The organism is Streptomyces sp. NPDC126497 (assembly GCF_040302425.1).
In the GTDB taxonomy this organism is placed as follows: Bacteria; Actinomycetota; Actinomycetes; order Streptomycetales; family Streptomycetaceae; genus Streptomyces.
In genome coordinates this window covers 1-20,441 of sequence record NZ_JBEORT010000119.1, presented here as the reverse complement: position 1 = coordinate 20,441, position 20,441 = coordinate 1, and the positions used below count along the sequence as shown (strand labels likewise).

Sequence of the window (20,441 nt, the reverse complement as noted above, 5' to 3'; positions counted from 1 at the left end):
GCCGCCGGGGCGCTCACCGGCGGCACCCGCCCCCGCCCCGGCGCCCCGTCCGTCCGCCCCGGAGCCGCCGCCCCCCGTCTCGCCCGAGGACGACATCCCCGAGGACGACGACCCCGACCTGGACGAATCCGCCCTCTCGGGGAAGGAGCTGCTCGTCCGCGAGCTGGGCGCGACGGTCGTCGAGGAGATCGCCAACGACTGAGGACGCGCGGGGATGTGGAGGAACGCACGAACGGCGTCCTCCCGCCCCTTCGGAAGCCCGCACAAAGCGAGCCCGCCGTCTCCCGTTAGGCTGACCCCGTGAAGGTCCTCGTCATCGGCAGCGGTGCCCGCGAACACGCCCTGTGCCGTTCCCTGTCCCTCGACCCCGACGTCACCGCGCTGCACTGCGCCCCCGGCAACGCCGGCATCGCCGAGGTCGCCGAGCTGCACCAGGTCGACGCCCTCGACGGCGCGGCCGTGTCCGCGCTGGCCACCCGGCTCGGCGCGGACCTCGTGGTGGTCGGCCCGGAGGCGCCCCTGGTCGCCGGTGTCGCCGACGCCGTGCGCGACGCGGGCATCCCGGTCTTCGGCCCGTCCAAGGAGGCCGCGCGGCTCGAGGGCTCCAAGGCCTTCGCGAAGGACGTCATGGCGGGGGCCGGCGTGCCCACCGCCCGCAGCTACGTCTGCACGACGCCCGAGGAGGTCGACGCCGCCCTCAGCGCGTTCGGCGCCCCGTACGTCGTCAAGGACGACGGGCTCGCGGCCGGCAAGGGCGTCGTCGTCACCGACGACCTCGAGGCGGCCCGCGCGCACGCCGCCGGCTGTGAGCGCGTGGTCGTCGAGGAGTTCCTCGACGGACCCGAGGTGTCCCTCTTCGCGATCACCGACGGCGAGACGGTCGTACCGCTCCAGCCCGCCCAGGACTTCAAGCGCGCGCTGGACGGCGACGAGGGCCCGAACACCGGCGGCATGGGGGCGTACTCCCCGCTGCCGTGGGCCGACCCCAAGCTGGTCGACGAGGTCGTGGAGACGGTCCTCCAGCCGACCGTGGACGAGATGCGGCGCCGCGGCACCCCGTTCTCCGGGCTGCTCTACGCCGGTCTGGCGATCACCTCGCGCGGGGTCCGCGTGATCGAGTTCAACGCCCGCTTCGGCGACCCCGAGACCCAGGTGGTCCTGGCCCGGCTGAAGACCCCGCTGGGCGGCCTGCTGATGGCCGCCGCCACCGGCAACCTGGCCCACCTGGAGCCGACGCGCTGGAGCGAGGAGGCCGCGGTCACCGTGGTCGTCGCCTCGCACAACTACCCCGGCACCCCGCGCACCGGCGACCCGATCACCGGCCTGGACGAGGTCGCCGCCCAGGACGCCCCGCACGCGTACGTGCTGCACGCGGGGACGAAGCGGGACGGCGACGCGGTCGTCAGCGCGGGCGGGCGCGTGCTCTCCGTCACCGCCACCGGCAAGGACCTCACCGAGGCCCGCGACCGCGCCTACCGCGCGGTGTCCCGCATCGGCCTCGACGGCTCCCAGCACCGCACGGACATCGCGGCGAAGGCGGCACGGGAGGCGTAGCCCGGACGCTCGACGCCGATGAACCCCGCAGGCCCCGGATCCGTCTCAGGATCCGGGGCCTGACCCTTGCCGTCCGTCCCGCACCTTTCCCCAAAGCCATTCCATCGAGTGAGCGATACGCCATCCGGCTGACGAGGGTCGGGGCCCCCACTATGGTGCCGCGCAAGTGTTCCGGCACTTGGCCCATCGGCATTGCGATGTCAGTGACGGGTGCCACAGTGGGGGAGTGGACAACGCCGGAGCAGCGTCAGGACCGCCGGGAGGGGGTGAGGTCGGGCCATGAGCGGAAGCGGAGCGGAGGCGGGCGCGCGGACCGCGCGGTCGCACGCGCTGGCCGTGCTGCGCGTCCGGAGCCGGGCGCTGGCCGCCGCGCTGCTGCCGGCCGCGGTCGCCGTCGTCCTGCTCGCCGGCGGGTCCACCGGTCATCTGCCGGGCGGCGGCTGGGACCTCGCCCGCCGGCTGCTCACCCCGGTCGCGGTGCTCGTCCTGCTCGTCGCCGCGGGCGTCGCCCTGGTCGTCGCGCGCGCCCGGCCCGCCATGAGCCCCACGGTCCCGGTCGCCGAGGACACGGCCCCGGACCTCTACCGGATGGTGCGCGACCTCGCCGACCGGCTCGACGTCCCCGCCCCCTCCGCGATAGCGCTCACCCCGGACTGCGACAGCTGGCTGGAGGACCGCACCCACCCGGCCCACGGCCCGCCGCCCGCCGAGGAGCACGACGACATAGCCGGCGCGGGGCGGCCCGCCCGGGGCAGGGCCGCCGCGCCGGTGCTGGTGATCGGCTCCCCGTTCCTGTGGTGGATGCGGGTGGGGGAGCTGCGCGCGGTCCTCGCCCCGGTCGTCGCCGGTACGGGACCGTCGGCGCACCCGGACATAGCCGCCGCCCGGCGCTTCGTACGGGGTCTGGACGCCGCGGTGGCCGTGGCCTCGGCGTCCCGGCGGGGGCCGGTGGCGCGTGGGGTCCTCGCGGGTGTCGGCTGGGTCACCCGGCTGCTGCTGCGCTGCTGCCGGGGACACGCCGCGGAGATGGAGCGCGGGGTCGCCGCCGCGGCGGCCGACCGCGCCCAGGCCGTGGACTACGGGCCGCGGATCGTCGCCCAGGAGCAGGTGGGCCTGGCGTACGCGGGCTGGGACCGGCTGCTCACCCGGGTCGCGCTGCCGGCCTGGCGGATGGGCCGCTGGCCCTCGCGGCTCAACGCGGGGGTGGTGGCGGCGCTGACCGAGCTGTCCCGCCGGGACCGGCTGGCGGAGGGCTTCGCCTCCCGCCTCGGCGAGCGTCCCGCCTGCGACCTCCTGGAGGAGCCGGGCGCGGTGGACGAGGCCGCCTCGCTCCTCGCCGCCCGCCTCTTCCACGGCGGGCCCGCCAGGACCGGCCCGGACTGGTCCCCGGTCCACTGGGGGGACTATCCGCGGGAGGTCGTCGACCGCAAGTGGCGCACCGACGCCGCCCGTCTCCACCGGGTCCTGGACGCCCTCCACGTCCCCCACGCCCCCGGTGATCCCCTCGCTCCCGGGGCCCCCACGCTCTCCCGGGTCCTGGCCCATCTGACCACCCCGCCCACCGGCGCGGAAGCCCTCGCCCCCGCGACGGCGGCCCCGTCCGCGGATCCCGTCCCGCGCTCCGCCCCGCCGGCGGACCCCGGCCCGCCCGGGGGACCCGCCGGATCCGCGGCCACTCCGTCCGCCGAGCCCGGCCGGCCCGCACCCGACGCCTCCGGCTTCCCCGGCGCCTCCGGCTTCCCCGACGCCTCCGGCCCCTCCGGCTTCCCCGGCGACGAGGACCTGGCCGACGCCACTCCCCGCAGCGCCGCGCTCGCCGCCCGGCTGAGCGCCGAGCTGGCCCGGGAAGGGGCCGCGGGGTCCCCCGCCGGCACGGACGCCGTCCCCCTCCGGGACGACCGGGCGCTCCCCCTCTTCCCGCTCCAGCCCCCGCGCACCGGCCGTGAGCTGCTCGCCGACCACATCACCGCGATGGTCTGCTGCGCGGCCATGGACACCGTGGGCGCCACCCCCGGACTCGACTGGCTCGACGGGCCCACGCTCCTCCTCGACGGCGCGCGGGCCGCCGACCTGTCCCCCCGGGTCCTGGCTCTCATCGAGGACGGCGACCCCTCGGCCCTCCGGCTGTGGCTCGCCCGGCAGGGCATACGGCCCGAGAAGCCCGTACGGCTCGTCTGAGCCGACGACCCGCTCCCTCCCCCGCACCCCGGAGCTCACCCCTCCGCTTTCGGTCGATTCCAGACGAACGGTGATGGAGTACGCGCTCAATGTGATGTGCTTGGACCGTTCGCGCCCACTGGCAAGAGCGAGCGACATACGACAAACACATAACTGGCGGCAGGCGTCATCCGCCGGGCGACTGCCGGACGGCACCACGCACCGCGACGGGGGCGCGGGGGAGGGGAGCGACCATGGGGTCGGAGCAGATCCGCCGCTGGGAGTCGGGAGCACTGGCGCACGCCGTGAACGACCCCTTCGGGCAGGGCCCCCTCCCGTGGCTGCGCGGCAGCGAGACGTACTTCGACGACAGCGGCCGGGTCGTCCCCTGGTACGTGGAGCCGGAGCCGTACACGGACGCGGAGCGGGCCGCCGCCGCCCGCGTCCCGAGGCAGGGCGGCCCGAGGATCCCCGCCCCCCGCGCCTCCGACTCCGTGGGACCCCGCGCCGCCGACGACGTGCACCGCCAGATCAAGGGCTTCGCCTCCCCCGGCGCGGTCGCCCCCGGCGAGTCCATCGACTTCCACATCACCGTCGACCCGCCCCAGCCGTTCGACGTCGACGTCTACCGCATCGGCCACTACGGCGGCCACGGCGCCACCAAGATCACCTCCAGTCCCCGCCTCTCCGGCATCGTGCAGCCGGCGCCGCTCACCGCCGACCGCACCGTCTCCTGCCACCACTGGTGGCTGTCCTGGCGGCTGCCGGTCCCGTCGTACTGGAGCGTCGGCGCGTACGTCGCCGTCCTCACCACCGCCGACGGCTACCGCTCGCACATCCCGTTCACCGTCCGCGACAACCGCCCGGCCGACCTCCTCCTGGTGCTGCCCGACGTCACCTGGCAGGCGTACAACCTCTACCCGGAGGACGGCCGCACCGGCGCGAGCCTCTACCACGCCTGGGACGAGGAGGGCCGGCTGCTCGGCGAGGCCGACGCCGCCACCACCGTCTCCTTCGACCGCCCGTACGCGGGCGCCGGTCTCCCGCTGCACGTCGGCCACGCCTACGACGTCATCCGCTGGGCCGAGCGCTACGGCTACGACCTCGCCTACGCCGACGCCCGCGACCTGCACGTCGGCCGGATCGACCCCGCCCGCTACCGGGGCCTGATCTTCCCCGGCCACGACGAGTACTGGTCGGCGCCCATGCGCACCGCCGTGGAACACGCCCGCGAGCACGGCACGTCCCTGGTCTTCCTCTCCGCCAACACCATGTACTGGCAGGTGGAGCTCGCCCCCTCCCCGTCCGGCCCCGCCCGCCTGCTGACCTGCCGCAAACGCCAGGGCCCGGGCAAACCGACCCTGTGGCGGGAACAGGACCGCGCCGAGCAGCAGCTGCTGGGCATCCAGTACGCAGGACCCGTCCCGGAGCCGCATCCGCTGATCGTCCGCAACGCCGGCCACTGGATGTGGGAGGCGACCGGCGCGCAGGAGGGCGACGGCATCGAGGGCATGGTCGCGGCCGAGGCGGACCGCTACCACCCGCGCACCCCGCTGCCCGAGCACGAGGAGCGCGTGCTGCTCGCCCACTCCCCGTACACCGACCGCCAGGGCGTCCGCCGCCACCAGGAGACCTCCCTCTACCGGGCCCCCTCCGGCGCCTGGGTCTTCGCCTCCGGCACCTTCGCCTGGTCCCCGGCCCTGGACCGCCCGGGCCACGTCGACCCCCGCGTCCAGCGCGCCACCGCCAACCTCCTGGACCGCATCTGCAAACGCGACTGACCCGTCCGCCGACACCCCGTACGCGGTCCGACCCGCGCATACGGGAGAATCGAGTCACTTGGACAGAACCACAGGGAGAAACCGTGTCCGGATTCGTCGAAAAGCCCGAACCGATCCAGGTTCCGGGTCTGGTGCATCTGCACACCGGAAAGGTGCGCGAGCTGTACCGGAGCGAGGCGGGCGACCTCGTGATGGTCGCCAGTGACCGCATCTCCGCCTACGACTGGGTGCTGCCGACCGAGATCCCCGACAAGGGCCGGGTGCTCACCCAGCTCTCCCTGTGGTGGTTCGACCAGCTCGCCGACCTGCTCCCGCACCACGTCCTGAGCACCGAGCCGCCGGCCGGCGCCCCCGAGGACTGGGCGGGCCGCACCCTGGTCTGCAAGTCCCTGGACATGGTCCCGGTGGAGTGCGTGGCCCGCGGCTACCTCACCGGCTCGGGCCTGGCCGAGTACGACGCGTCCCGCACGGTCTGCGGCCTCGCCCTCCCCGAGGGCCTGGTCGACGGCTCCGAACTGCCCGCCCCGATCTTCACCCCGGCCACCAAGGCCGCCGTCGGCGAGCACGACGAGAACGTCTCCTACGAGGAGGTCGCCCGCCAGGTCGGCGCGGAGACCGCCGCCCAGCTGCGCCAGGCGACCCTCGCCGCCTACTCCCGCGCCCGGGACATCGCCCGCGACCGGGGGATCATCCTCGCGGACACCAAGTTCGAGTTCGGTTTCGACGGCGAGAGCCTGGTCCTCGCCGACGAGGTGCTCACCCCGGACTCCTCCCGCTTCTGGCCGGCCGAGCAGTGGGAGCCGGGCCGCGCGCAGCCCTCGTACGACAAGCAGTTCGTGCGGGACTGGCTGACCTCCGCCGAGTCGGGCTGGGACCGCGCGAGCGAGCAGCCCCCGCCGCCGCTGCCGGAGCACATCGTGGAGGCGACCCGCGCCAAGTACGTGGAGGCGTACGAGCGTCTGACCGGCACCACCTGGAGCTGAGCGCCCCCGGGCCGCACGACGAGGGCCCCGGTCGATGACCGGGGCCCTGATCCAGAGCGAACGACGAGGTTCGAACTCGCGACCTCAACCTTGGCAAGGTTGCGCTCTACCAACTGAGCTACGTTCGCATGCGCCGTGGCGCGGGACCCACTATACCCAACCTCGCTCCCGTGCGAGACGTACCGCCGCGTGGCGGTTCTCCGCGCCGAGCTTCGAGACGGCCGAGGAGAGGTAGTTCCGCACGGTCCCCTGGGACAGCGCGACCCGCTCCGCGATCTCCGCCACGGGCGCCCCGTCCGCCGCGAGTTCCAGCACCTCGGCCTCGCGCGCGGTCAGCGGGGAGTCGCCGGCGGCGATCGCGTCGGCGGCCAACTCGGGGTCGACGTAACGGTTTCCCGCGTGCACCGTGCGGATGATCTCCGCGAGCCGCTGGGCGCTGACGGTCTTGGGGACGAACCCCCGCACACCCGCCGCGAGCGCCCGCTTCAGGTGTCCGGGCCGCCCGTGGCCGGTCACGATCAGCACCCGGCAGTCGGGCAGCTCCGTCCGCAGGGATGTGGCGACCTTCACACCGTCCGCGCCGGGCATCTGCAGATCCAGTACGGCGACGTCGGGGGCGTGCGCCCGTGCCATCGCCAGCGCCTCAGGGCCGGTGGCCGCCTCGGCGACGACGAGGAGGTCGTCCTCCAGGGACAGCAGGGCGGCCAGCGCCCCGCGGATCAGATGCTCGTCGTCGGCGAGCAGCAGGCGGACGACGTCCGTCACGACGCGACCTCCAGCGCCGGCTCCGCCGTCAGCGGAACCTCCGCGACCAGCCGGAACACACCCTTGCCGACGCCCCCGGCGTCCAGCGTGCCGCCCACCGCCACCAGCCGCTCCCGCAGTCCCGCCAGTCCCGAGCCGCCCACGCCGGCCGGGCCGGCGGTCCCGGACCGGGCCGCCGCCCCGTCGTTCTGCACCGTCAACACCACGCGCCCCCCGGGCATCCGCACCGACACGGTGCACTTCTTCGCGTCCCCGTGCCGCAGCACGTTGGTGGTGGCCTCCCGCACGACCCAGCCGAGGGCCGACTGCACTTCACCGGGCAGGCCGCCGGTCTCGCCGCTCACCTCGCAGTCGATGCCGGCCGCCCTCAGCACTCCCCGCGCACCGCTGAGTTCGGCCTCCAGGTCGATCTCCCGGTAGCCGCGCACCACGTCGCGCACCTCCCGCTGGGACTCCTGGGCGATCCGCTGCACCTCGATCATCTGCTCCACCGCCTCGGGCCGCCCGCGCCGCGCCAGCTGGACGGCCAGCTCGCTCTTGAGCGCGATCACGGCGAGGTTCCTCCCCATCACGTCGTGCAGGTCCCGCCCGAACCGCAGCCGCTCCTCGGCCACCGCGAGCTGGGCACGGGTCTCGCGCGCCTCGTCGAGCTCGTAGACGGCGTTGAGCAGCCAGACGGAGAAGACCGCGGTGAAGGCGAGGAAGCCGGAGCCGGCCAGTACGATCGCGGCCGTTCCCAGCGCGGTGAGACCGGGCGCACCCAGCAGCAGGAGCACGAGGAACGTTCCGGCCACGGACCCGCCGACGACGGCGAAGGCGCGCCGCCGGTCGCGTACCCCGAGCGTGATGATGCCCGTGCCGAAGCAGAGCACGCCCCCGAAGACCGAGCCGGCGGCGGTGTCGAGGCCGTCGCCCGGCGGCCCGTGCTCCGCGACGGCGAGGGCGGCGACCGCGAGCGCCGCGGTCAGGACGCCGTGCGTCCACAGCAGCCGCACCGGCTGGGGACGCCGTCCGCGGGTCCAGTCCAGGGCCCGGGAGACGATCACCATGCCCAGCGCGGCGTGCGCCATGACCGGCAGCGACAGGAGGAGTGCGAACCGTCCTGCCACCTGCCCGAAGGCCGACAGGCCGATCGCGGCCATCTCGGAGAGGCAGACGGAGTGGAACGACCACCGCGTGTACGTCTCGACCTTCGCCGGTGTGCTCTTGCGCCCCCACCAGCCGCCCGGCCTGCCCATGTCCCGTCTCTCCCCGCCCTCGCGTGCGTCAGTGCCTCGGCTCCCAGCGGAACCGCCGTCGTACAGCAAACACCGCCAGCAGGGTCCAGGCCACCGCCGTCGCGAGGGCGCCGAGGGTCTCGTAGGCCGACAGGTCGCCGGTCCAGCCGCCGCGCACCAGGGTGACGACGGGGGTCAGCGGCAGCAGTTCGCAGACGGAGGCCAGCTGGTCGGGGAAGAGTTCCAGCGGGACGAACATGCCGGAGCCGATCATCGAGACCATCAGCAGCGGCATCGGCGTGACCTGCGCGCTCTCGGCGGTCCGGGTGAAGGCCGCGGTGACGGCCGCGAGCGCGGCGCACATCACGAGCCCCAACAGCAGGCCGAGGACGGCCAGGTGCGGCGCGGACGGCGCGGACATGTCCAGCAGCGCCGCGCAGGCCGTGGTCAGCACCAGGCACTGCACCAGCCCGATGAGGGCGGCCGGCAGCGCGGACCCGCCGAGGATCTCGGCGTCCCGCAGCTCGCCCGTGCGCAGCCGCTTGAGGACGAGTTCCTCGCGGCGGACGACGAAGACGCCGACGAGGGCGGAGTAGACGGCGAACAGCAGGGAGAAGCCGACGGCGGCGGGCAGCACCACGGTGCCGGGGGTCAGCCCCACCTCGGTGAGGTCCATCTCCTCGGCCGCCGAGCGCACGCTGAGCGGCAGCACCAGCGGCACGAACAGCGCGGCGAAGAGCGTGCCCTTGCTCCGCCCCAGCAGCGTCAGTTCGGCGCGGGCGAGGGAGGTCATCCGGCTCACCGGTGTGGTCGTGGTCGTGCTCATGCCGCGTACTCCTTCGGCGTCGTCGTCCCCGTCGACGCGTCCTTGGCGATCCTGAGGAACGCCTCCTCCAGCGAGGCCGACCGCACGTCCAGCCGGCTCAGTTCCACCCCGGCGCCGTGCGCCCACACCAGCAGTCCGGTGGCCGCCCGCTGCAGTTCGCGGGTGCGCAGCCGGACCGTCCGGCCGTCGACCGTGTGGTCGCTCACGCCGAGTTCGGCGAGGGGCGGCAGGTCGCCCACGAAGTAACCCTCGGGCAGCTCGAAGGTGATCCGGGACGGCTCGGAGGCGGTCACCTCGGCCGGGGTGCCGGTGGCGGCGATGCGCCCCTCGTGCATGATCGCGAGCCGGTCGGCGAGGTTCTCGGCCTCCTCCAGGTAGTGCGTGGTGAGCAGCACGGTCGTACCGCCGTCGCGCAGCGCGTCCACCAGCTCCCAGGTGTCCCGGCGGCCTTCGGCGTCGAGCCCGGTGGTGGGTTCGTCGAGGAAGAGCACCTCGGGGTCGCCGAGCAGCGCGAGCGCCAGGTCCAGGCGGCGCCGCTGGCCCCCGGAGAGCTGCTTCACCCGGACGTCGGCCTTCGCCTCCAGTCCGACCAGCGCCAGCACCTCCCGCTCGGGGCGGGCCCCGCTGACGCACCCCGCCCACATCCGGGCGGTCTCGGCGACGGTCAACTCGGAGGGGAACCCGCCCTCCTGGAGCATCACGCCGGTGCGGGGCCGTACGGCGGCGCGTTCGGTGTACGGGTCGTGGCCGAGCACCCGGACCCGCCCGCCGGCCGGGGCGGCGAGTCCCTCCAGCAGTTCGACGGTGGAGGTCTTGCCGGCGCCGTTGGTGCCGAGCAGGGCGAAGACCTCCCCGCGCCGCACGGAGAAGTCGATCCCGCGGACCGCCTCGAACCCGCCCCCGTAGACACGTCGCAGACCGGTGACCTCGATCACGTGCTCGTGTTCGTTCGCTTCCATGCCTCGAGCATCCCGGTCGCCGGGACGCCCCGGCAGTGCGGGGTGTCATCACCGGACATGACAAATGTCAGAGGGGCCTCGGGGGAACGCACGACAAAGGCCCCGGTCGATGACCGGGGCCTTTGATAGAGAGCGGACGACGAGGCTCGAACTCGCGACCTCAACCTTGGCAAGGTTGCGCTCTACCAACTGAGCTACGTCCGCATTGCCTCCGACCGGCTCTCACCGATCGGTGCGTTCACCAGCCTACCCGATCCACGGTGGTGGTCGGTACGGCGGTGCAGAGCGGGTGACAGGAATCGCACACTGCGCCTTCCCCCTGGAAGGGGGATGTTCTACTACTGAACTACACCCGCATGTACTCCGTGAGCCGGGCCTTTCGGCCTCGCCCCTCGGCGTGCTCCAGACTCTAGCTGATCAGCGGGGGTGCTGCGCAAGTCGGCTGCCGAGGGGGACGGGTGACCGGCCGTCGGGGCGGGGCGCCCGGCCGGCTCACCGCGCCGCGGCGAACGCCTCGTAGACCTTCTTGGGGATCCGTCCGCGCGCGGGGACGTCCATCCGGTTCGCCTGGGCCCAGGCGCGCACGGCGGCCGGGTCCGGGGCGACCTCCGTCTGCCGGTACGCCTTGCCGGAGCGCGCCCGCTTGCGGCCGGCGTCCACGTAGGGCTCGAGGGCCGCACGCAGCTTCCTGGCATTGACTTCGTTGAGGTCGATCTCGTACGACGTGCCGTCCAGACCGAAGGCGATGGTTTCCGCCGCTTCCGAGCCGTCGATGTCGTCAAAGAGAGTGACCACGACCTTCTGCGCCACGAATATCGGTCCCTTCGTGCGGCACCTCTCGTCCGGACGTCCGTGATGACGTGCCGGGACATCGCCGAGATGCCGGCTGTCCGCCTGTAATCGGGCAAAGTATCCGCTAATGACAATTCATTTGTACAGTGCCCGGCATTGCATTGTGAAGCTCGACTAAATCTCTCCGCGTGTCCGGGCGCAATAGGGATGTGCGAGTGGGTGGGAATCTTTCCCGGATTTTTTCCCTGACGCCTCCCCATGATGCCGAATCGTGATGGCGGTCACGTAGATTCCTCCAACTCTACTCGCGTAGAAATTTTGTGCGGGTAGTCTGAAGGAACCTGCTCAGCACCACACACCGGGAGTGCCAGTGGCACGCGTCGTAGTCGACGTCATGCTCAAGCCGGAGATCCTCGACCCCCAGGGCCAGGCGGTGCAGCGCGCACTGCCGCGACTGGGTTTCGAAGGGATCTCGGACGTCCGCCAGGGAAAGCGATTCGAACTGGAAGTTGACGGGCCGGTCGACGAGGCCGCGCTCGCCCGTATCCACGATCTTGCGGAATCCTTCCTCGCCAACACCGTGATCGAGGACTTCACCGTACGGGTCGAGGAAGTCGCGGAGGCCGCGAAGTGACCGCTCGTATTGGCGTCGTCACTTTCCCGGGCAGCCTGGACGACCGGGACACCCGGCGCGCGATCCGCGTCGCCGGCGCCGAGCCCGTCGCCCTCTGGCACAAGGACAAGGACCTCAAGCAGGTCGACGCCGTGGTGCTCTGCGGCGGTTTCAGCTACGGCGACTACCTGCGGGCCGGCGCCATCGCGCGCTTCTCGCCGGTGATGGACACCGTCATCGACCAGGCCAAGGCGGGCCTGCCCGTCCTCGGCATCTGCAACGGCTTCCAGATCCTCACCGAGGCGCACCTGCTCCCCGGCGGCATGCTGGGCAACGACCACCTGCACTTCATCTGCCGCGACCAGAAGCTGCGGGTGGAGAACGCGGACACCGCCTGGACCACCGACTACACGGCCGGCCAGGAGATCCACATCCCGCTGAAGAACATGGACGGCCGCTACGTGGCCGACCGGCGGACGCTGGACGAGCTGGAGGCCGAGGGCCGCGTCGCCTTCCGCTACCTGGACGTCAACCCCAACGGCTCGCTCAACGACATCGCCGGCATCACCAACGCCGCCGGCAACGTCGTCGGCCTGATGCCGCACCCCGAGCACGCCGTCGAGTCGCTGATCGGTACGGGCCGTACCGACGGCCTGCCGTTCTTCACCTCGATCCTCAAGAAGCTGGTCAACGCATGAGCCGGACGCCTCTGGACACGGTCGAGCACGCGGCCGCGACCCCCGACGTCGAGCTGCCCTGGGCCGAGCTGGGCCTGAAGAAGGACGAGTACGAGCGGGTGGTGGAGATCCTCGGCCGCCGCCCGACCGGCGCCGAACTCGCCATGTACTCCGTCATGTGGTCCGAGCACTGCTCGTACAAGTCCTCCAAGGTCCACCTCCGACAGTTCGGCGAGAAGGCCCCCGAGTCCGACGCCCTGCTCGTCGGCATCGGCGAGAACGCCGGTGTCGTCGACGTCGGCCAGGGCTACGCGGTCACCTTCAAGGTCGAGTCGCACAACCACCCCTCCTACGTGGAGCCCTACCAGGGCGCGGCCACGGGCGTCGGCGGCATCGTCCGCGACATCATCGCCATGGGCGCCCGCCCGGTCGCCGTGGTCGACCCGCTGCGCTTCGGCGCCGCGGACCACCCCGACACCAAGCGCGTCCTGCCGGGCGTCGTCGCCGGCATCGGCGGCTACGGCAACTGCCTGGGCCTGCCCAACATCGGCGGCGAGGTCGTCTTCGACGCCTGCTACCAGGGCAACCCGCTGGTCAACGCCGGTGCCATCGGCGTCATGCGGCACGAGGACATCCACCTCGCCAAGGCCTCCGGCGCCGGCAACAAGGTCATCCTGTACGGCGCCCGCACCGGCGGCGACGGCATCGGCGGCGCCTCGATCCTCGCCTCCGAGACCTTCGACGACGCCAAGCCCTCCAAGCGCCCCGCCGTCCAGGTCGGCGACCCCTTCCAGGAGAAGCTCCTCATCGAGTGCACCCTGGAGGCGTTCAAGGAGAAGCTGGTCGTCGGCATCCAGGACCTCGGCGCGGCCGGCCTGTCCTGCGCCACGTCCGAGCTGGCCTCCAACGGCTCCGGCGGCATGCGCGTCACCCTCGACGACGTGCCGCTGCGCGACTCGACGCTCTCCCCCGAGGAGATCCTGATGAGCGAGTCGCAGGAGCGCATGTGCGCGGTCGTCGAGCCCGACAAGGTCGACCGCTTCCTCGAGATCTGCGACAAGTGGGACGTCATCGCCACCGTCATCGGCGAGGTGACCGACGGCGACCGGCTGGAGATCTTCTGGCACGGCGGCAAGATCGTCGACGTCGACCCGCGCACGGTCGCCCACGAGGGCCCGACGTACGAGCGCCCCTACGCCCGCCCCTCCTGGCAGGACGAGCTCCAGGCGGACGACGCGAACAAGCTGCCGCGCCCGGAGACGAGCGAGGAGCTGAAGGACCAGGTCCTGAAGCTGGTCGGCTCGCCCAACCAGGCCTCCAAGCAGTGGATCACCCAGCAGTACGACCACTTCGTGCAGGGCAACACCGTCCTGGCCCAGCCCGAGGACTCCGGCATGATCCGCATCGACGAGGCGTCCGGCCTCGGCGTCGCGATCGCCACCGACGGCAACGGCCGCTACGCCAAGCTCGACCCGTACGCGGGCGCGCAGCTGGCCCTCGCGGAGGCGTACCGCAACGTCGCCACCACCGGCGCCAAGCCCCTCGCGGTCTCCGACTGCCTGAACTTCGGCTCGCCCGAGGACCCGGCCGTCATGTGGCAGTTCGCCGAGGCCGTACGCGGCCTGGCGGACGGGTGTCAGCAGCTCGGCACCCCGGTGACCGGCGGCAACGTCTCGCTCTACAACCAGACCGGCGAGGCCGCCATCCACCCGACCCCGGTGGTCGCGGTCCTCGGCGTCATCGACGACGTGGCCCGCCGCACGCCGGCCGCCTTCCAGGAGGACGGCCAGCTGCTGTACCTCCTCGGCGACACGCGTGAGGAGTTCGGCGGCTCGGCCTGGTCCCAGGTCGTCCACGACCACCTCGGCGGTCTGCCCCCGAAGGTCGACCTGGAGCGCGAGCGCCTGCTCGCCGAGATCCTGATCTCCGCCTCCCGCGACGGCATGGTCGACTCCGCGCACGACCTGTCCGACGGCGGTCTGGTCCAGGCCGTGGTCGAGTCGGCGCTGCTCGGGGGGAGGGGCGCGCGCCTGGTCGTCCCCGACGGGCTCGACGCCTTCACCTTCCTGTTCTCCGAGTCGGCGGGGCGCGCGATCGTCGCCGTGCCGCGCTCGGAGGAGGTCCGCTTCACCGACATGTGCGGCGCCCGCGGCCTCCCGGCCACCCGCGTCGGCGTCGTCGACGGCGACACGGTGGAGGTCCAGGGCGAGTTCGCGCTCACCCTCGCCGAGCTGCGCGAGGCGCACGAGGGCACCATCCCGGCCCTGCTGGCCTGACCGGCACGGACCTACGCCGGCAAAGACCCCGCACGACACCGTGCGGGGTCTCCGCCGTAAGGTACCGGCGGCCGTCGCCGCTCATGTCGACGGGCCGCGGGAGGAGAGCCGGGGGGAACGGTGGAGATACCGGGCACGGTGCGCAAGTCCGTGAACGTGCTGCTGTGTCTGGCAGCCGTCGTGGCCATCGGCTGGTGCGGGCAGGACCTCTGGCGGATGGTCGACGGCCGGCGGCAGATCGACGCGGCCTGCGGGGGCCTCGTCCCGGCCGGACGGGTGCTGTCCCTGTCCCCGGCGGGCGGCGCCCTCACCCACCGCACCTCCGAGGAAGGCACGATCGACCTCGACGACGGGCTGCCGCAGGACTGCGAGGTCTTCAGCACCGAGGCGGGCGAGGCGTACGGCACGAACAGCGGGGAGCGCTGGTTCTTCACCGGCACGGTGGGCGTCCTGCCGGCGGACGGGCCCCGGATCGCCGACTCCCCGATGGAAGTCCTCCTCGATCCCCGCGGCGGTCCGACCCACCCGTACCAGCCGCTCGGCGGCGGCATCACGGGCATCGTCACGGATTCCGGGGTCGTCGTCGAACTCCCGTGCGCCGGGGGCGAGGCGGACGGGCGGCCCGTCACCGCCCTGTGGGCGCGGGCCGAGCTGATGGTCACCGAGCCGCCCTTCTCGGAGAACGGCCAGCTCACCGACCACGACCGGAACGTCCTCGCCGAGACCGCGGTGACCACCGCCAACAACCTCGCGGACCGACTGGGCTGCGCCGACCGGCTGCCCGACCCGCCGGAGGACGTCCCCGCGCTGCCCGAGGGGCCCGTCCCGGCCTCCCGTGCCGAGGGCACCTGCGCCTGGTACCGCGAGGCCGGCTTCGCCCGGAGCCGCCGGTTCCCGGACCAGGTCCTCCAGAGCCGCACGGACGACCGGCTCTGGGACGAGCGGTGCGTCCTCGTGCTCGGCACCGAGCGCGCGGCCGGCCTCCACCACGCCGAGGTCGAGGACCACTCCTTCCTCACCCGGCCGACGACGCCGGGGCAGTGGTTCGTCTCCCTCCACACCTACTCCGGCGAGCGGGCCAGGAACGTCCTGCTCACCAGGACCCACGGTGACGAGACGCCGGAACCCGCCGAGCCCGGCGGGGCGGGCCGCAGCGGCGAGGACCCGGTCTGGTGGGCGTCCTCCGTCTGCGCCGGACAGCCGCAGATCCACACCATGACCCTCGCCCACGGCTACGACAAGGTGATCTCGTCCGAGATCGAGAAGGTCTTCCGCGCCTACGTCACCGACGTCACCGAGCGCCGTCACTGCACGGACGTGGTCCTCCCGAAGTCCTCCGACTTCCCCTTCCGCCCCGCATAGGCTTCCCTCATGCCACCGGCCAAGAAGCGCGCCCGCTCCTACGACCCCGCCAAGACCCGCGCCGCCGTCCTGGCGCAGTTCGGGAACGTACGGGCGGCCGTGCGCACCCTCGCCCCCGGGCAGCTCGCGCTGCCGACGCGGCTCGGCGACTGGACCGTACGGGAGCTGGTCGCGCACATCGGCACGGCGCTGACGGCCGTGGACCGGCTGCTGGAGGAGCCCGAGCCCGCGCGGCAGGACGGGCGGCTGCCCGACTGGCCGTCCGCCGTCGCCGCCGACACGGACGCCATCGCCGGCACCGCGCGCCGGATCGCGGCCGAGCACCCCGACCCCGACGCCCACCTCGCGGACGCCGAGCGGCGCTTCACCGCCCGCCTCGACGCGACCCCCGGCGGCCGGCTGCTCCCCACCGGCGCGGGCGCCCTGCCCCTGGCCGACTACGTCGTCACCCGCACCGTCGAGCTCGTCGTGCACACCGACGACCTGAATGCCGCCGTCCCCGGCCTCGACGTCCCGTACGACCGTCAGGCCCTGGCCGCCTGCGCCCGGCTGCTGGCCGACGCGCTCGCCGCGAAGGCCCCCGGCGGCTCCACGGAGGTGCGGATCCCGCCGTACGCGGTGGTGCAGTGCGTGGAGGGGCCGAGGCACACCCGGGGCACCCCGCCGAACGTGGTCGAGACCGACCCGCTGACCTGGATCCGGCTGGCCGCCGGACGGGCGTCCTGGCGGGACGCGGTGGCCGGCGCGAAGGTGAGCGCGAGCGGGGAACGGGCGGACCTCGGACCGTATCTGCCGCTGCTGGGATGAGAGGAACCCGAGGCGGAGGGGGGAACCGTTCGTCCCCCGCCTTCGTCGGATCGGCATGTACAGGCAGAAGCACAAGCAGCGCATGACGATGCTGGCCGCCGCCGCCGTGCTCGTCCCGTCCCTGGCGGCCTGCGGCGACGAGAAGGCCGGTGCGGGCAGCGGTTCTGCCGAGACGGCGCAGTCCCTCGCCGGGACCGGCTGGAGCGTCGACGGTTTCACCGCCGACGGCGCCACCCACCGCGCTCCCGACGGCGCGCGACTCGTCTTCGACGACAGCGGCCGGGTGGAGGGCAGCTACGGGTGCAACCGGTTCAGGGGTCCGGTCTCCTTCGACGGCGACCGGATCAGGATCGGGGACGGCGTCGGCGTGGAGAGCACCCTGATCGCCTGCTCCGAGGAGCTCATGGAAGTCGAGACCGCCTTCGTCCGCAGCCTCAACGGGAACACCCTGAAGGCCGACGTGAACGACGACCGCCTCACCCTCACCACCGACACCGGTGACACCGTCCGCCTCAGCAAGGCGAAGGACTCCCCGCTGCACGGCACCCAGTGGACCGTCACCACCCCCGCCCTCGACGGCCGCGCCCACCTCACCTTCGACGAGGAGGAGGGCACCGTCTCCGGCCGCCTCGGCTGCAACCACGTGAACGCCGACGCCACCGTGCGCGACGGCCATATCACCCTCGGCGCGCCGGCCTTGACCCGCATGATGTGCGAAGACTCACTCATGGACGGCGAGAAGGCGTTGACGAAGCTGTTCAACGGCACCGCGGACTACCGGATCGAGGGCCGAACCCTCACGCTGACCAGCGAAAACGGCACCAGTGTGCGGGCCGTCGCGGAACACTGATCCACCGCGGGGGCCGTATCCCGCATTCGGACCAGCGGCCGGTCTCGCCTACACTCGATGGCGTGCCACGTGGTGACGGACGACTCAACCACGACCTGCTCCCCGGCGAGAAGGGCCCCCAGGACGCTTGCGGCGTCTTCGGTGTCTGGGCCCCGGGCGAAGAGGTCGCCAAGCTCACGTACTTCGGGCTCTACGCCCTCCAGCATCGGGGCCAGGAATCCGCGGGAATCGCGGTCAGCAACGGCTCCCAGATCCTCGTCTTCAAGGACATGGGCCTCGTTTCCCAGGTCTTCGACGAGACCTCTCTCGGTTCGCTCCAGGGTCATATCGCGGTCGGACACGCCCGCTACTCGACCACGGGCGCCTCCGTGTGGGAGAACGCCCAGCCGACGTTCCGCGCCACCGCGCACGGATCCATCGCGCTCGGCCACAACGGCAACCTGGTCAACACGGCGCAGCTCGCCGAGATGGTCGCCGAGCTCCCCAAGGAGAACGGCCGCGCCCCCAAGGTGGCGGCCACCAACGACACCGACCTGATCACCGCCCTGCTGGCCGGCCAGCGTGCCGCCGACGGCGAGCCGGTGACCGTGGAGCAGGCCGCGCACGCGGTCCTCCCCAAGGTCAGGGGTGCCTTCAGCCTCGTCTTCATGGACGAGAACACCCTGTACGCGGCCCGCGACCCGCAGGGCATCCGCCCGCTGGTCCTCGGCCGCCTGGAGCGCGGCTGGGTCGTCGCCTCCGAGTCCGCCGCCCTCGACATCTGCGGCGCGAGCTTCGTGCGCGAGATCGAGCCGGGCGAGTTCGTCGCCATCGACGAGAACGGGCTGCGCACCTCACGGTTCGCTGACGCGAAGCCCAAGGGCTGCGTCTTCGAGTACGTGTACCTGGCCCGCCCGGACACCGACATCGCCGGCCGGAACGTGTACCTCTCGCGCGTCGAGATGGGCCGCAGGCTGGCGAAGGAGGCCCCGGTCGAGGCGGACCTGGTCATAGCGACCCCGGAGTCCGGCACCCCGGCCGCCATCGGCTACGCGGAGGCGTCCGGCATCCCCTTCGGCGCCGGCCTGGTCAAGAACGCGTACGTCGGACGGACGTTCATCCAGCCCTCGCAGACCATCCGGCAGCTCGGCATCCGCCTGAAGCTGAACCCGCTCAAGGAAGTCATCAAGGGCAAGCGCCTGGTCGTCGTCGACGACTCGATCGTGCGCGGCAACACCCAGCGGGCCCTGGTCCGGATGCTCCGCGAGGCGGGCGCCGCCGAGGTCCACATCCGGATCTCCTCGCCGCCCGTGAAGTGGCCCTGCTTCTTCGGCATCGACTTCGCCACCCGCGCCGAGCTCATCGCCAACGGCATGACGATCGACGAGATCGGCACCTCGCTGGGCGCCGACTCCCTGTCGTACATCTCCATCGACGGGATGATCGAGGCGACCACCATCGCCAAGCCGAACCTGTGCCGCGCCTGCTTCGACGGCGAGTACCCGATGGAGCTGCCCGACCCCGAGCTCCTCGGCAAGCAGCTCCTGGAGACAGAGCTGGCCGCCGGCACCGCCGCCCCTGCCGCGGTCGACGCGATCCGCCGCCCGTAAGCCCTGACGGACGACACGAAAGCTCTCACAGTCATGTCCCAGAACACTGGTGCCAGCTACGCAGCGGCGGGCGTCGACATCGAGGCGGGCGACCGCGCCGTCGAGCTGATGAAGGAGTGGGTGAAGAAGACGCGGCGCCCCGAGGTGCTCGGCGGGCTCGGCGGCTTCGCCGGCCTCTTCGACGCCTCCGCCCTGAAGAACTACGAGCGGCCCCTGCTCGCCTCCGCCACGGACGGTGTCGGCACCAAGGTCGACATCGCGCGGCAGATGGGCGTCTACGACTCCATCGGTCACGACCTGGTCGCCATGGTCATGGACGACATCGTGGTGTGCGGCGCCGAGCCGCTCTTCATGACCGACTACATCTGCGTCGGCAAGGTCCACCCCGAGCGGGTCGCCGCCATCGTCAAGGGCATCGCCGAAGGCTGTGTGCTGGCCGGATGCGCCCTGGTCGGTGGCGAGACGGCCGAACACCCCGGCCTGCTGGGCCCGGACGACTTCGACGTCGCCGGGGCCGGTACGGGCGTCGTGGAGGCCGACCGGCTGCTCGGTGCGGACCGCATCCGCACGGGTGACGCGGTGATCGCCATGGCGTCCTCCGGGCTTCACTCCAACGGCTACTCCCTCGTCCGCCACGTGCTGCTGGAGCGGGCCGGGCTCGCCCTGGACGCCCGGATCGACGAGCTGGGCCGCACCCTCGGCGAGGAGCTCCTGGAGCCCACCAAGATCTACTCGCTGGACTGCCTGGCCCTGATCCGCACCACCGAGGTGCACGCGTTCAGCCATGTCACCGGCGGCGGCCTCGCGGCCAACCTGGCCCGGGTGATCCCGGACGGGCTGCACGCGACCGTGGACCGCTCCACCTGGACCCCCGCGCCGGTGTTCGACCTGGTCGGCCGGACCGGTGCGGTCGAGCGGCTGGAGCTGGAGAAGACGCTGAACATGGGCGTCGGCATGATCGCGATCGTGCCGCAGGGGTCCGTCGACGTGGCGCTGACGACGCTGGCCGACCGCGGCGTGAACGCCTGGGTGGCCGGTGAGATCACCGACCGCGGCGAGCACACCACGGGCGCGGCCCTCGTCGGTGACTACGCGGTGTGAGCCACGGTGTGGCGGCCCCCCCGGGGGGGGGGGGGGGGCGGCACCCCGGGGGGGGGGCCCCCCGGCGGCCCGGGGGGGCGGGATGAACCACGCGCGGCATAAACCCCGGGGGGGACCGCCGCACCCCCCCGC

17 protein-coding genes, 3 tRNA genes and 1 pseudogene are annotated in these 20,441 nt (G+C 72.8%); 13 read left to right on the top strand and 8 right to left on the bottom strand.

All coding sequences use genetic code 11. The features are described 5' to 3' along the window. From ABTY20_RS31300 to ABTY20_RS31280, 5 genes and pseudogenes are all read left to right on the top strand, one after another. Positions 1 to 202 (top strand): annotated as a pseudogene (locus ABTY20_RS31300) (DNA polymerase III subunit gamma/tau); the annotation flags it as partial. 98 nt (positions 203 to 300) lie between these two features. After that, positions 301 to 1,554 (top strand): phosphoribosylamine--glycine ligase, encoded by a 1,254-nt coding sequence (purD, locus tag ABTY20_RS31295; protein ID WP_352000520.1) that lies wholly within the window; start codon positions 301 to 303, stop codon positions 1,552 to 1,554. A gap of 279 nt (positions 1,555 to 1,833) precedes the next feature. Then, positions 1,834 to 3,732: a M48 family metalloprotease gene (locus ABTY20_RS31290; RefSeq protein ID WP_352000519.1), complete on the top strand. Its 1,899-nt coding sequence runs from the start codon at positions 1,834 to 1,836 to the stop codon at positions 3,730 to 3,732. Positions 3,733 to 3,965: 233 nt separating this feature from the next. Beyond that, positions 3,966 to 5,492, top strand: a complete 1,527-nt coding sequence (locus ABTY20_RS31285) for a N,N-dimethylformamidase beta subunit family domain-containing protein (RefSeq protein WP_352000518.1) — start codon at positions 3,966 to 3,968, stop codon at positions 5,490 to 5,492. A gap of 83 nt (positions 5,493 to 5,575) precedes the next feature. Further along, entirely contained in the window at positions 5,576 to 6,475 is a 900-nt protein-coding gene (locus tag ABTY20_RS31280) for a phosphoribosylaminoimidazolesuccinocarboxamide synthase (protein ID WP_352000517.1), read from the top strand. Between the two features lie 55 nt (positions 6,476 to 6,530). Here ABTY20_RS31280 and ABTY20_RS31275 read toward each other — a convergent pair. The 8 genes from ABTY20_RS31275 to ABTY20_RS31240 form a co-directional block, all read right to left on the bottom strand. Beyond that, positions 6,531 to 6,603: transfer RNA gene (locus tag ABTY20_RS31275), tRNA-Gly, on the bottom strand. Positions 6,604 to 6,625: 22 nt separating this feature from the next. Continuing rightward, positions 6,626 to 7,240 (bottom strand): response regulator, encoded by a 615-nt coding sequence (locus ABTY20_RS31270; protein WP_352000516.1) that lies wholly within the window; start codon positions 7,238 to 7,240, stop codon positions 6,626 to 6,628. Further along, on the bottom strand, positions 7,237 to 8,478 hold the full coding sequence (locus ABTY20_RS31265; RefSeq protein WP_352000515.1) for a sensor histidine kinase: 1,242 nt from the start codon (positions 8,476 to 8,478) through the stop codon (positions 7,237 to 7,239). Before ABTY20_RS31265 ends, ABTY20_RS31270 begins: the two co-directional genes overlap by 4 nt. A gap of 28 nt (positions 8,479 to 8,506) precedes the next feature. Beyond that, positions 8,507 to 9,283 carry an ABC transporter permease gene (locus ABTY20_RS31260; RefSeq protein WP_352000514.1) on the bottom strand — a complete coding sequence of 259 codons (777 nt, stop codon included), beginning with the start codon at positions 9,281 to 9,283 and terminating at the stop codon, positions 8,507 to 8,509. Then, on the bottom strand, positions 9,280 to 10,242 hold the full coding sequence (locus ABTY20_RS31255) for an ABC transporter ATP-binding protein (RefSeq protein WP_352000513.1): 963 nt from the start codon (positions 10,240 to 10,242) through the stop codon (positions 9,280 to 9,282). The genes ABTY20_RS31260 and ABTY20_RS31255 overlap by 4 nt, the downstream gene beginning before the upstream one ends. 131 nt (positions 10,243 to 10,373) lie before the next feature. Continuing rightward, positions 10,374 to 10,446: transfer RNA gene (locus ABTY20_RS31250), tRNA-Gly, on the bottom strand. 80 nt (positions 10,447 to 10,526) lie between these two features. After that, positions 10,527 to 10,598: transfer RNA gene (locus ABTY20_RS31245), tRNA-Gly, on the bottom strand. Between the two features lie 136 nt (positions 10,599 to 10,734). After that, positions 10,735 to 11,052: a histone-like nucleoid-structuring protein Lsr2 gene (locus ABTY20_RS31240; protein ID WP_352000512.1), complete on the bottom strand. Its 318-nt coding sequence runs from the start codon at positions 11,050 to 11,052 to the stop codon at positions 10,735 to 10,737. Positions 11,053 to 11,404: 352 nt separating this feature from the next. On the opposite strand from ABTY20_RS31240, the gene purS reads away from it, so the two are divergent. From purS to purM, 8 genes are all read left to right on the top strand, one after another. Continuing rightward, positions 11,405 to 11,668 carry a phosphoribosylformylglycinamidine synthase subunit PurS gene (gene purS / locus ABTY20_RS31235; RefSeq protein WP_006133353.1) on the top strand — a complete coding sequence of 88 codons (264 nt, stop codon included), beginning with the start codon at positions 11,405 to 11,407 and terminating at the stop codon, positions 11,666 to 11,668. Continuing rightward, positions 11,665 to 12,345: a phosphoribosylformylglycinamidine synthase subunit PurQ gene (gene purQ, locus ABTY20_RS31230; protein ID WP_352000511.1), complete on the top strand. Its 681-nt coding sequence runs from the start codon at positions 11,665 to 11,667 to the stop codon at positions 12,343 to 12,345. The genes purS and purQ overlap by 4 nt, the downstream gene beginning before the upstream one ends. Further along, positions 12,342 to 14,600, top strand: coding sequence for a phosphoribosylformylglycinamidine synthase subunit PurL (gene purL / locus ABTY20_RS31225; protein WP_352000510.1), 2,259 nt, complete (start codon positions 12,342 to 12,344; stop codon positions 14,598 to 14,600). Before purQ ends, purL begins: the two co-directional genes overlap by 4 nt. A gap of 120 nt (positions 14,601 to 14,720) precedes the next feature. Beyond that, on the top strand, positions 14,721 to 15,962 hold the full coding sequence (locus ABTY20_RS31220) for a hypothetical protein (protein ID WP_352000509.1): 1,242 nt from the start codon (positions 14,721 to 14,723) through the stop codon (positions 15,960 to 15,962). 9 nt (positions 15,963 to 15,971) lie between these two features. After that, a complete protein-coding gene (locus ABTY20_RS31215; protein WP_352000508.1) occupies positions 15,972 to 16,769 on the top strand; it encodes a maleylpyruvate isomerase family mycothiol-dependent enzyme in 798 nt (265 codons plus the stop codon). A 55-nt stretch (positions 16,770 to 16,824) separates the two neighbouring features. Further along, positions 16,825 to 17,619 carry an META domain-containing protein gene (locus ABTY20_RS31210; RefSeq protein ID WP_352000507.1) on the top strand — a complete coding sequence of 265 codons (795 nt, stop codon included), beginning with the start codon at positions 16,825 to 16,827 and terminating at the stop codon, positions 17,617 to 17,619. A gap of 62 nt (positions 17,620 to 17,681) precedes the next feature. Next, the gene (purF, locus tag ABTY20_RS31205; protein ID WP_352000506.1) at positions 17,682 to 19,208 is read left to right on the top strand and encodes an amidophosphoribosyltransferase; all 1,527 of its coding nucleotides are present in this window, start codon (positions 17,682 to 17,684) and stop codon (positions 19,206 to 19,208) included. 33 nt (positions 19,209 to 19,241) lie between these two features. Further along, complete coding sequence (gene purM / locus ABTY20_RS31200) at positions 19,242 to 20,309, top strand: phosphoribosylformylglycinamidine cyclo-ligase (RefSeq protein WP_352000505.1); 1,068 nt, start codon at positions 19,242 to 19,244, stop codon at positions 20,307 to 20,309. Positions 20,310 to 20,441: the final 132 nt, after the last annotated feature.